Consider the following 12,238-nt stretch of genomic DNA (forward strand, 5'->3'; position numbering starts at 1 on the left):
CTATCCCCTCGAAGTCTTAATCTTTGTGACAAAGAGCGTCACAAGGATTTTCTGCTTAAGCTTGCCTTAGGCTGGGCACTAAGGAACACTTCTAAGAATAGACATCGCAGAAACAAGTGGTTTTCTTGTTTCGAAGGCGCGACTTGCGCTTTTCTTATAAAAAACAGGATTGACAAAAAGCGCGTATTAACCATATAATACACTATAAGCGTATGAACCACTTAATACATACACTTATACGAAAGATTGAAAAACATCTAATGATGTATAGGAGTTGTTTGGATGGATGTGAAATTTAATAATCGCGGTCCGGTCTATTTGCAGATAATACGTAGCTTTAAAGAAAAGATTGCAGTGGGAGAACTAAAGCCTGGGGAGGAGATACCGTCAAGAAGGGAGCTCGCTAACCAGATGAAGGTTAATCCAAATACGGCCCAGCGAGCGTATAAAGAAATGGAGGAACAAGGATTGATTTTTACAGAGAAGAATCACCCAAGTAAAATCACGACCGACGAAAAGCTGCTAGGGCAAGTCAGAGAAGAGTTAATTATGGAAGCAGTTGATACATTTGTCACATCTGTTCGTTCTATTAATGTGCCGGTTGACGAACTGCTTCATTTGGTTAAGGAAAAGTACACGGGGCATGACGAGGAGGAGGCTTAGGATGATTGAGGTTAGAGCGGTTGAAAAGAAGTATGGACGCAAGCAAATACTGAAAGGAATATCGTTTTCGGCAAACAAAGGGGAGATTACTTGTTTGATTGGAATTAACGGGGTTGGCAAAACAACAATTTTAAATGCGATTATGGGATTAACACCGATCAACAAAGGTGAAATCTTAATCGACGGGCAGCGGTTAAAAGAAAAAATGTTCGATAACATTACTTTTATTCCCGATGCGATCACGATGCTCCCGGGCATGACGATCGGTCAAGCAATGGAGTTCATGGCTGATTTTTACTCATCCTGGAATCAAGAGCGCGCAACAGAATTGCTCGAATTTTTCAGATTAAATGACACGAATCGAATTTCTTCGTTATCAAAGGGGAATGCAGCGAAGGTAAATTTATTACTTGGTTTGGCGCTTGATGTTGATTATGTCTTGATGGATGAACCATTCTCAGGCATTGACATGTTCAGCCGTGAAGAGATTGCGAAAGTGTTTACCAGCCACTTAATTGAGAATCGAGGCGTCATTATAACCACCCATGAAGTAGGCGATATTGAACATTTAATTGATAAAGTTGTCCTGATGGATGACGGAATGGTGACAAAGGAGTTCAATGCAGAAGATGCACGAGAACAAGAAGGAAAGTCTGTCATCGATGTTATGAGAGAGGTGTATCAAAGATGAAAAGCTATCTAAAGCTAGTCAATTTTGAATGGAATCGAGTTACCCGACTATTTGCAGTCTTACTAGGTATCACATTTGTAGCACAGATGATTGGTGTCATTGTCCAGGCAAATAAATATGTAAAGATGGCTGATCAAAGCATCAATGTTGACTTAATGCCAAAAGCACAGTTTTTGCAAGACTTCGGCCAAATTGATTTTGTGCGCGTAGTAAGAAGCGTATGGTTTATGGGACCAATTATGTTATGTATCGCTGGTGTTGCGTTTTATATCTTTTTCATTTGGTACCGAGATTGGTTTGGAAAAAATACATTCATTTACCGTTTGTTAATGCTACCAACTTCAAGGTTAAATATTTTCCTTGCTAAGCTTACCACTATCTTGTTAATGACGTTTGGCTTTGTAGCATTTCAACTAATGATACTCCCACTTGAGAACGTGGTATTTAAATCGATGGTCCCGGCTGAATTTCGCTTAGACTTCGGGACACGAGAAGTGATAAGAAGAGTTCCTGAGTTAGGTTTGATTATTCCCAGTAGTATCGTGGAGTTTTTCTTATACTACGGTGCTGGGTTAATGGCTGTTTCTATTATTTTCGCAGGGATTTTGTTCGAGAGAAGCTTCAAGTGGAAAGGGATCATCCTGGGTGCAGGGTATGCTACTGTTGCGGTCTTTGCTTTTATTTCCCCCTTACTGTTACAAGACTTTGTGCTAAATGGATTTCTTTATCCAATCGAATTGCTGTTGCTTGAAATCTTAGCAGGTTTGATTGTACTTGGAGTATCTATCTGGACGAGTAAATATTTACTTAAGCAAAAAATCACCGTATAAGGAGTGTCTTTAAAATATGAAAAAATACTGGAAAATGACGGTTACCATTATCGTTATAATAGTAAGTATCGGGTCTTTTTATCTAACTAATAAGGTAGCGGCTGACCAAAATCCAGATGTTACAATTGAAACAACAAGTGGTGACATGGCGGAGATAAAATCATTAGTATTAGATGGGTCTTTTTTCGATTCATCATCTAAAAGTTCAACCCAGGTGAAAATTACGGCAGAAGGAACCAACCGTAACAATAATTCCTTTTTAAATAGGTTAATTGGGAACCCTCCAACTGTTATCAAAGATTTACGACAAAAAAACCGTAATTTTATGCGAGGGAAAGACCCTATTGAGAATCTATTTTTTGAAAATGATCAGTTTCTTGCTTATGCAAATGTCTCCTACCAGACATCTGGTTCGTTGCAGTCGTATAATTATCAATTTGACATTTCCATCTTGAATAAAGAAGAGTCTAAGACGGATTCTTTCAAACTGCAAGTACCAAATCAAACAATGGTTGAGCATGTATTGATGGAAGATGTACAGATTATCGGCGGTGAATTGAAGCTAATTACGCAAAACATGACTAGGGATAATGGAGTAAACAATACCGAGCAACATGTTTATACCGTTGATATTGCGAGCCAACAAATAAGTGGGGATGAAGCAGTCCTCAAGCTTCCGGAAGACCAAGGAGATACCCAAATGAATGCACAATTAATTCAAACAAGCCCACTTCAAGACGATGAAAATCTCATTTTTATGGTAACAGAAAGCAGTATAAAAAAAGACTTGGAATCAACTAGATTTGAATCGGTACAAAAAGAAATGGTTACCTATAATCTATTAACGAAAGAGACAACTAGTATCGAGTTGCCAGAAGACATTCAAACGACAGATAACCAGGCTAGCTTTTACGACGGTGAAATGATTTACTTTGTGAAAACAGAGGGTGGAAAGCTGATAGTAACTTCACTTAACCAGGAGAGTGGAAAGGAAGATACTAGCTTTGAAATAGAGCTACCCTATAAACTGAAAGATCAAAATCCACCGCTAATGACGATCGATAATGGGAAAGTCTATGTCGCAACCAGGTCAATGAATCAGAACCAGAAAGCATTTGTCGTTGCTGTGGACACCCAAACAGGTAAGTTGCTTTATAGTGGCGAATTAGCTGTTACTAGTGCAGAAGAAATGGAAGAATACGTGCTGTATCTGTATGAATTATCTGTAAAATGAATAGTTTTAGAGGATTTTGAAAACTAGTGTGGAAGAGGTGGTGTTAACTTGAAAACAAGTGATACATTTTTGACCACGACCTTCAGGAACTAAATGCTAATGAGTTTAATCACAGGGGAAAGTATACGATGGAAGAAATTTTACCGAAGAGCGGTGGTGTCATTGAAAAACCAGACTTTGATTGGTCTGGTTTTCTTTTTTTTACATAATTGACACTTTTTTATAAGATGGTAAGATAGTCTTATCAATTGAAAAGGAAGTGTGCCATGGTAGTGCTTAAGCGGCGGTTTGTGTCTAAAGAACTAATGGTTATGCGAGCATTGCATGTCCGAACAGTGTTAACAGAAAAAGAGACCTTTCATTACTTGAATCTTGAAAGGGGATTAGAAGGAGAAATTCAGTTTGACTTATTAGTAGAGGGGATTGGTGAAGAAGTATATGTGCTAAATGATTTATTATTTGAAGTTAATAACTCTTATTTCCAGATTGATTCGATCATCATTTCCCAAGCAACTGTTCACCTTTTTGATATAAAAAATTATCAAGGGGACTGTTACTATGAGTTGGACAAACTTTATGGTGTATCGTCCAAACGTGAATACAAAAATCCTATCGATCAATTAAAGAGGAGCACAACCCTGTTCGGTCAGTTACTTCAAAACCTCGGAGCAAACTTCCTTGTCAACCCACTCCTTATTTTTATTAATCCCGAGTTCACCTTATACCAAGCCCCTATGAATCAACCCATTATCCTACCCACACAAGTTCACCGCTTAATAAATGATTTGAATAGTACCCCTTCTAAGTTAAATGATGGACATAAGATGCTTGCTCAAAAATTACTGTCCCTTCATCAAACAAAGAATCCTTTTGAAAGAATACCAGAGTATAGCTATGATCAACTGCAAAAGGGCATTTACTGTCGCAAGTGTAAGTCTTTTATGCTTGAAGTTAATGGTTATAGTTTTGTTTGTAGACATTGTCAAGAAAAGGAGAAAGTAGATTCAGCAATTTTACGAATGACGAAAGAATTTGAGTTATTATTTCCAAATGATAAGATTTCAACAAATGGAATTTATGATTGGTGTGATTGGGGTAAAATTGGTTGCAATAAGGTAACAATCTCAAGAGTCCTTAAGAAAAACTATCAATCTATTGGTACAAAAACTGGTACTTATTATCATTCAATTTAAACAAATGTGCCTGATGTGATGCGGGAAACAGCCCTTCTGCGTCGACTATTTTCTAATTTAGTTTAGTTGGTGGCTGTGATCTTGCTCTTTTTTAGAATCTTCTCCTTGTTGTGTCGATGATGGGTGCATCATCGACACTTTTGCGTTTTGGTATCGTAAATCTGTCGATGGTGGGGTGAATCATCGACACAATCGCGGGAAGGGATAGCAAATCTGTCGATGAAGTGGTGAATCATCGACAGAATCGCAGGAAGGGATAGCAAATGTGTCGATGAAGGGGTGAATCATCGACACAATCGCGGGAAGGGATAGCAAATCTGTCGATGGTGGGGTGAATCATCGACACAATCGCGGGAAGGAATAGCAAATCTGTCGATGAAGGGGTGCGTCATCGACAGAATCGCGAGTGAGAATAGCAAATGTGTCGATGAAGGGGTGAATCATCGACACAATCGCGGGAAGGAATAGCAAATCTGTCGATGGTGGGGTGAATCATCGACAGAATCGCGAGTGAGAATAGCAAATGTGTTGATGAAGGGGTGAATCATCGACACTCTGTCCCCTAGATTCCGCAACTCTGATGATGACGTGCCCCGTCATCATCATACCGTTCACCACATATATCCGAAATCCTCCTTAAATAAAATTACTTACGAGTGCCATTTTAGTGATAATCTAAAAAAAACTGTTAACAAGTGAAATAAAGGAAGTGCTGGTTCGACTAAATGATGAGTTTAAAAAAATCGGAGGAGAAGTGGATGGCTAGCAACCAAATTTCAGAGTGGTATCACCTGTATAACAAAGATATCTACCATTTCCTAGTTTATTACGTTGGTTCTAGTGACGTAGAAGACTTGGTCCAAGAGGTTTTTATCCGAGCAATCAAAGGTGTTGATTCCTTTCAGCAAAAATCAAGCCCCAAAACATGGATTTTTTCTATCGCACGTCATGTCGGCATAGATGAGATAAGAAGACGGAATCGGTCGAGGATCAAACAAATGCTTAGTTTTAGAGGGGAGCAACAGGATGAAGATACACCAGATGCAATTTTACAATTCAATGAAAATAATAAGCTACTTTATCAGGCGATTCAATCTTTAAAAGCGACCTACCGAGATGTGCTTATTTTACGAGCGATAAAAGAACTGACTGTGTCTGAAACAGCGGCAATATTGAATTGGAATGAGAATAAGGTTCGGATAACCTATCATCGAGCACTGAAGGCACTACAAAAAAATAAGGAGGATTTTTTTGATGAAAGATAATGAGAAATTTTCCGATATAGTGAAGGAAATTAGAGCGCTTCCTGAGCCGGATTATGATAAAACATTCGGTAAAGAGACCCAAAATAAAATCTATCAAAACATATTACAATATGAAAGGGTCTGGAAGAAAAAGCAGAAGCGAAGGGTGAGGGCAAAACGAATGACGCTAGGACTAGCAAGTGCCGTTGCCATCCTATTGTTTATTATGTTTAATGGTCCGCTTAACCAGGAGAATAGCGCATTAAATGATGACCAGCCTGACCAGATTCAAAAAGGAGAAGAAAATCAGCCATCAGATAGTGAAAAGGATGAAACTACTGCCAACGACAGCGGCACTGCTGCATCAAATAAAATTATTTACAGAAATGCCGAATATGGATTTTCATTTTCCTTACCAAAAGGCTGGGAAGGTTATACTGTTGTAACAGAAACTTGGGAGGGGACGAATAATCAGAGCGAACTGGTGGAAAGTGGCCCACGCCTTGCGATCAGACACCCAGACTGGACCGCGGAAAATCCCCGACAAGATATTCCAATCATGGTTTTCACTATTGATCAATGGGCTGCACTTGAGAAGGGAGAATATCATATTGGTGCTGCACCTATTCAACCAAGTAAACTAGGTGAGAATAACAACTATGTTTTTGCACTACCAGCGAGGTATAATTTTGCCTTTCCAGATGGTTATAAAGAAGTGGAGGATATATTAAAAGGTGATCCACTGCAACCGAATAATGTGGAAAGTGATTCTGTTGAGATAACACAACAACTTCAGCCAACGTTAACAAAAATGGATGGTGGTAATTCCTTCCAATACGTGCTTAAGAATAGTTCGCAACAAGCTGTAACACTAACGTTTGATACTAGTCAAGAATTTAATTACATTGTTTGGAAAAAGGATGCTGAAGGGACAATGGTTTATGATTATAGTGAGGATCAGTCATTTGACAACACCCCTCATAAAAAGACTATAGCACCAGGCGAAGAACTATCCTATACCATTGATTTAGGCCAAGATTATGAACGACAAACCTATATATTAGAAGTGTACATGACATCCAATGAACCAGAAGAAGATAGTTCGACCAAATTTCATCAAAACTTGGAGTTTACGATAAACTAAGGAAGAGGGTCAGGCAACTAACTACTGATGTAGTGCCTGACCCCAGGGTTCCTTTTTGACACCCGAACGAGTCGTGCCAACGATCAAACGGTAGTCAATACCTATCCTATTTTAACAGGTTTATAGTTTTTCACTTCTGTTTCTTTTCGTTTTTTCATCATCAATTTATAAGCGAAAACTACAACAATCATGAAGATTCCGGTTGTGATGTATAGTTGTTGAAAGCCAAAGTTTGTTGCAATTAAACCAAGTACATAAGACCCTGTGGCAACACCTGTGTCAAAGAGGGTAAAGAAGGTTGCTGTTGCATGAGCACTTCTACCTTTTCCGGCAGATTGGATTGCCAACGTTTGTAAACATGGGACAACTGTACCGTACCCGAGACCAACCAATATAGCAGATAGAAAAAGCATCATTGGTGATTGCACTATACTTAAGACGAGTAGCCCAGCTGCAAACAAGCCAATCGACGGATAGATAACAATATTTGGTCCAACTCGATCAAACAAGCGTCCGACAAATGGGCGGGATAGGAGCATTGCCGCAGCAAATAGGACATAAAAGTAACTGGCCGCTTCGATGAGACCGATTGATTTTGCATAAATAGAAATAAACGATAATATCGCCGAATAACTAAATGCAATTAAGCTTGCAACTGCGGCAATAGGCAGAGCTTTTCCATCAAATAAGTCACTGACACTAAGCTTCCTTTTGCTTGGCTTTGCTGCAGTTGGATCGCTAACTAGCGATGTAAACACGATAGCTCCAACCATCAGTACGCTTAACACCAAAAAAAGATTTTGAAAAGTAGTTACTTGTAACAGGGTTAAGCCGATGAATGGACCAACAACTACAGCGATATTTTGCGACATTACATAATAGCCCAACCCTTCCCCGCGACGGGTTTCCGGAACAATGTCAGCAGCAATAGCTCCTGTTGCTGTTGACGCAATGCTAAACCAAATTCCATGGAAAAAGCGTAAAGCAAGTAATAAATAGAGACTATTTATACCAATATATAAAAACGAGCTTGCCATAAAAAGTAGCATACTGATAATTAACATTTTCTTTTTCCCAAAATCTCCAAGTAGCCTTCCGGAAAATGGCCGTACAATAATCGCTGATAATAGAAAAATAGTAGCGACTAGTCCTGCTTGTGTTTCTGACCCACTTAGTTCCTCCAGTACAAAAATAGGAAGTGTTGTCAGGAGTGCATAAAATGTAAGAAATAGGAAGAAGTTACTTAAGAAGATAAAGACAAAGCTTTTTGTCCAAATTTTTTCCATTGATTGATCATTATTCATTGATTCCATCCTCTCTAGGTGTTACCTACCTACTTTAGCTAAGAGATTTGAGAGCTGTTCACACTCTTCTGGACTAAGTCCTTTAAGCATTTCGCTTTCAAATGTATCGATTGTCGTTTCAATTTCAGTAATTTCTGATTTTGCTTTATCGGTCAAGTCAACAATTTTCTCTCGTTGGTCTTTGCCCTTTTGCCGGACAATCCAGCCATTTCTTTCAAGCTTAGTAAGTGTTCTTGTGACAGTCGGGGCTTCAACATTTAGATATTTCCAAATCTCTGTTTGCGTCATTGGCCCAAATTTCTTTATACAATATAAAATCATCCACTGAGACTGGAAGATGCCATGCTTTTGTAACCGTTCATTAACAACCTTGGATAAAAAACGTGTAGTTTGATGTAGCTCATGAATAACAGTATTGCCTTTCAATTTACCACCACCTTAAATATATTTACCTAGGTAAATAAAATAGCAATGTCTATTATACTCTGATTCATAAATTTGTAAAGGGGTCAGGTACCACTGATGGATATTTGTCCGTCGGTGGTACCTGACCCCTGTTATATGTACCTTTTCTCAATCTTGATTAAACCAAAGTGGATCTTGGATATCTACATCGCCGTTATAATTGATGAAAACCTCATCGCCTGCTTTTATGTCTTTGTAAGCATAGAAATCAAAGGTATCATTTTTAAAATTAATCTCATAGCGTGCATTTGGTTCATAGGAATGGTTAAATAACATCCCATAACCAAGCAGAATAGCAGAATGGTTTATCCCATACTCAAATGCATAATCAGCAAGAAGGGTTTTCTCGATGTGTTGATGCTGGTCATTCGGATAAGAAATCACAGGTGCCTCGTGCAAAAGCTCCCCTTTTTTTATATCACAAGTAGCAAATACCCCTCTATTGAATTCACCGTCACTAACTGAAGATGTTTTTATCTCAATCATGCTGTGCCCCCTATCTTTATTTATTTAATTGTACCAAACCTTGGTGTCAGGCACCACTAATGGACATTTGTCCACGGGTGGTGCCTGACACCGTTAAGGAAAGTTTCATTAAATCTCTTGACTATGTACCATGATACACGGTTTATTATATTTCTAGGGGTGATTCATGTGAGTTATCGTATTAGTGAGTTTGCTGAAAAATGTGATGTGAACAAAGAGACGATTAGATATTACGAAAAAAAGAAGTTATTACAAGAGCCATTAAAAACTAATGCAGGCTATCGGATTTATTCAGATTCAGATGTTCAGCGTGTCAGGTTTATTAAAAGGATGCAGGAGCTTGGTTTTTCGTTAAGTGAAATTTATAAATTATTTGGGGTTGTCGATAAAGATGAAGTTCGCTGCGCGGATATGTTTGCATTTGTTTCAAAAAAAGAAGCAGAAGTTCGTAAGCAAATAGACGACTTAAAACGAATTGAAACAATGTTAAATGATTTAAAGCAGCGCTGCCCAGATGAAAAGCAATTACATGCTTGCCCAATCATTGAAACATTACTGTTTGATTCGTAACGAAAGGAAAAGGTTTATGAAATATAAAAGGACCTTTTCGTCAGGAACTCTTCTAGTTTTGATTCCTGTTTTGCCGTTTTTATTGGAATAACCTTTGATTCCTATGTTAAATATCAGGAATCGACTAAAAGTCAGGAGATGTATAGATGAAGGAAAGAGTAGTAGCGATTGCTTCAATGTTTTCCGCTTTCTTAGCTAGTCTTTGTTGAATTGGCTTAGCGATTTTGATACCACTTGGTCTAAGTGGTTTAGCTGGAACACTTGCGGTTACATTGGCTCCATATCGAATCTGGTTTATTGCTATAACGGTTATTATGCTTGCCGTTGCTCATCTACTTGTATGGCAACAAAAAAATAGTTCAGAGAAAACAAAAAAGCTGTTATGGATAAGTACTATCGTTTCTCTCACTATGCTTATCTTTACATTATTTAGTCAAGGATTATAAATGAAGTATTTAACATATCTATTGGGTGAAATTGAACAAATTATTACCGATTTAGGGTATGAGATAAGGAAATAGGAAAAAGTAAACTCAAACAGGAGGTTGATGGTATGAATAAATATAAGCTTACTATTCAGGGGATGACTTGTACGGGCTGTGAAGAACATGTAGCAGTAGCACTTGAAAATATTGGAGCTAAAAACATTGAAGCAAGTTTTCGACGAGGGGAAGCAATATTTGAATTGCCTAATGACATAGGGGTTGAAAATGCAAAAAAGGCTATTGATGATGCGACATATCGACCTGGGGAAATTGAAAAACTTTCACCGGATACAAATATGGTATTGGACGATGAAGGGGACTATGATTTACTTATTATTGGCTCTGGTGGAGCTGCTTTTTCTGCTGCCATTAAAGCAGTTGAGTACGGGGCAAGAGTGGGCATGATTGAGCGCGGAACAGTAGGGGGAACATGTGTGAATATTGGTTGTGTTCCGTCTAAAACATTGCTTCGGGCTGGAGAAATCAACCGATTAGCAAAGGTGAACCCATTTACTGGTTTACAAACAACAGCTGGGGAAGTGGAACTAGCACCTTTAATTAAGCAAAAGAATGAACTGGTGAGTGAGCTCCGGAATCAAAAATATGTCAATTTAATTGAGGAATATGGGTTTGATTTATTAGAAGGGGAAGCAAAATTCATTGATGACAATACAGTTGAGGTAAATGGAGAACAATTTTCAGCTAAACGCTTTCTAATTGCAACAGGTGCTTCTCCGTCATTACCAAAGGTTCAAGGGCTTAAAGAAGTGGATTACCTTACTAGTACCACATTACTTGAATTAAAAAAGGTACCTAAACGTTTAACTGTCATTGGTTCAGGATATATTGGAATGGAACTTGGGCAATTGTTTCATCATTTAGGTTCAGAAGTTACACTAATGCAAAGAAGTGAGCGACTTTTAAAAGAGTATGATCCGGAGATCTCTGACGCAGTAGAAAAGGCTTTGGTGGAACAGGGCATAAACCTTGTCAAAGGGGCTACTTTTGAGCGTGTAGAGCAAGACGGAGAGACGAAAAGGGTTCACGTTACAGTAGATGGTAAGAAAAAAGTTGTTGAATCTGAACAGTTACTTGTTGCTACAGGGAGAAAACCAAATACGGATTCTTTAAATTTACGTGCAGCAGGGGTTGAAGTCGGTGAACGAAAGGAAATATTGATCAATCAATTTGCTAGAACTAGCAATGACAAGATTTATGCGGCTGGAGATGTAACACTTGGACCACAATTTGTATATGTAGCAGCATATGAAGGTGGAATTGTTGCCGATAATGCGATAGGTGGACTAAATAAAAAAATAGATTTATCAGCTGTTCCTGGTGTTACCTTTACCAATCCACAGGTTGCAACTGTTGGCTTAACAGAACAACAAGCAAAAGAAACAGGATATGAGGTGAAAACATCTGTATTGCCTTTAGACGCTGTATCTCGAGCAATAGTTAACCGTGAAACAACAGGTGTATTTAAGCTAGTGGCTGATGCGAAAACGTTAAAAGTATTAGGTGTTCATGTTGTTGCTGAAAATGCAGGAGATGTCATATATGCTGCAACATTAGCTGTTAAATTTGGATTAACCGTGGAGGACTTAAAAGATAGCCTTGCACCATATTTAACAATGGCAGAAGGATTAAAGCTAGCGGCTCTTACATTTGATAAAGATGTTTCAAAATTATCTTGCTGTGCAGGGTAATTAAAAATTGTCAGGCACCACTAATGGACATTTGTCCACGGGTGGTGCCTGACACCTTTTAAGTACAGTATAATTTCCGCAAAATTAGATAAACCTAGATTTCGAAAGCAATAACTTTAAAAAAAATAAAAAAGCACTCCAACCTTTGGTATAATAGGGTTTGCGACAACCAAAAAATCCAAAGAGAGGAGCACCATTTGGTGAATAATTATAACACATT

Annotated in this window: 13 protein-coding genes; 10 read left to right on the top strand and 3 right to left on the bottom strand. The window is 38.4% G+C overall.

Annotation, left to right across the window (positions count from 1 at the left end):
- Positions 1-282: 282 nt before the first annotated feature.
- The 7 genes from NC799_RS15315 (at position 283) to NC799_RS15345 (ending at position 6,999) form a co-directional block, all read left to right on the top strand.
- On the top strand, positions 283-663 hold the full coding sequence (locus tag NC799_RS15315; protein ID WP_272447313.1) for a GntR family transcriptional regulator: 381 nt from the start codon (positions 283-285) through the stop codon (positions 661-663).
- Between the two features lies 1 nt (position 664).
- Positions 665-1,354 (top strand): ATP-binding cassette domain-containing protein, encoded by a 690-nt coding sequence (locus NC799_RS15320; protein ID WP_272447314.1) that lies wholly within the window; start codon positions 665-667, stop codon positions 1,352-1,354.
- The gene (locus tag NC799_RS15325; protein ID WP_272447315.1) at positions 1,351-2,184 is read left to right on the top strand and encodes a hypothetical protein; all 834 of its coding nucleotides are present in this window, start codon (positions 1,351-1,353) and stop codon (positions 2,182-2,184) included. Before NC799_RS15320 ends, NC799_RS15325 begins: the two co-directional genes overlap by 4 nt.
- A 16-nt stretch (positions 2,185-2,200) precedes the next feature.
- Positions 2,201-3,418: a hypothetical protein gene (locus NC799_RS15330; RefSeq protein ID WP_272447316.1), complete on the top strand. Its 1,218-nt coding sequence runs from the start codon at positions 2,201-2,203 to the stop codon at positions 3,416-3,418.
- A gap of 266 nt (positions 3,419-3,684) precedes the next feature.
- Entirely contained in the window at positions 3,685-4,611 is a 927-nt protein-coding gene (locus tag NC799_RS15335) for a nuclease-related domain-containing protein (protein WP_272447317.1), read from the top strand.
- 758 nt (positions 4,612-5,369) lie between these two features.
- Positions 5,370-5,876, top strand: a complete 507-nt coding sequence (locus NC799_RS15340; protein ID WP_272447318.1) for an RNA polymerase sigma factor — start codon at positions 5,370-5,372, stop codon at positions 5,874-5,876.
- Complete coding sequence (locus tag NC799_RS15345; protein ID WP_272447319.1) at positions 5,866-6,999, top strand: BsuPI-related putative proteinase inhibitor; 1,134 nt, start codon at positions 5,866-5,868, stop codon at positions 6,997-6,999. Before NC799_RS15340 ends, NC799_RS15345 begins: the two co-directional genes overlap by 11 nt.
- Positions 7,000-7,100: 101 nt before the next feature.
- On the opposite strand, the gene NC799_RS15350 is transcribed toward NC799_RS15345, so the two are convergent.
- The 3 genes from NC799_RS15350 to NC799_RS15360 form a co-directional block, all read right to left on the bottom strand.
- The gene (locus NC799_RS15350) at positions 7,101-8,303 is read right to left on the bottom strand and encodes an MFS transporter (RefSeq protein ID WP_272447320.1); all 1,203 of its coding nucleotides are present in this window, start codon (positions 8,301-8,303) and stop codon (positions 7,101-7,103) included.
- A 21-nt stretch (positions 8,304-8,324) separates the two neighbouring features.
- Positions 8,325-8,729 (bottom strand): MarR family winged helix-turn-helix transcriptional regulator, encoded by a 405-nt coding sequence (locus tag NC799_RS15355; RefSeq protein ID WP_272447321.1) that lies wholly within the window; start codon positions 8,727-8,729, stop codon positions 8,325-8,327.
- 147 nt (positions 8,730-8,876) lie between these two features.
- Entirely contained in the window at positions 8,877-9,254 is a 378-nt protein-coding gene (locus NC799_RS15360; protein ID WP_272447322.1) for an SET domain-containing protein, read from the bottom strand.
- A gap of 168 nt (positions 9,255-9,422) precedes the next feature.
- Here NC799_RS15360 and merR point away from each other — a divergent pair, with 168 nt between their 5' ends.
- The 3 genes from merR to merA all read left to right on the top strand — a co-directional run bounded on the left by merR (position 9,423) and on the right by merA (position 12,018).
- Complete coding sequence (merR, locus tag NC799_RS15365) at positions 9,423-9,824, top strand: Hg(II)-responsive transcriptional regulator (protein WP_272447323.1); 402 nt, start codon at positions 9,423-9,425, stop codon at positions 9,822-9,824.
- Positions 9,825-9,970: 146 nt separating this feature from the next.
- Positions 9,971-10,270, top strand: a complete 300-nt coding sequence (locus tag NC799_RS15370; protein ID WP_272447324.1) for a putative mercuric transport protein — start codon at positions 9,971-9,973, stop codon at positions 10,268-10,270.
- 107 nt (positions 10,271-10,377) lie between these two features.
- Entirely contained in the window at positions 10,378-12,018 is a 1,641-nt protein-coding gene (gene merA / locus NC799_RS15375; RefSeq protein WP_272447325.1) for a mercury(II) reductase, read from the top strand.
- The last annotated feature ends 220 nt before the right edge of the window (positions 12,019-12,238 follow it).

Origin of the sequence: Aquibacillus salsiterrae (genome assembly GCF_028416595.1) — a bacterium.
In the GTDB taxonomy this organism is placed as follows: domain Bacteria; phylum Bacillota; class Bacilli; order Bacillales; family Amphibacillaceae; genus Aquibacillus_A; species Aquibacillus_A salsiterrae.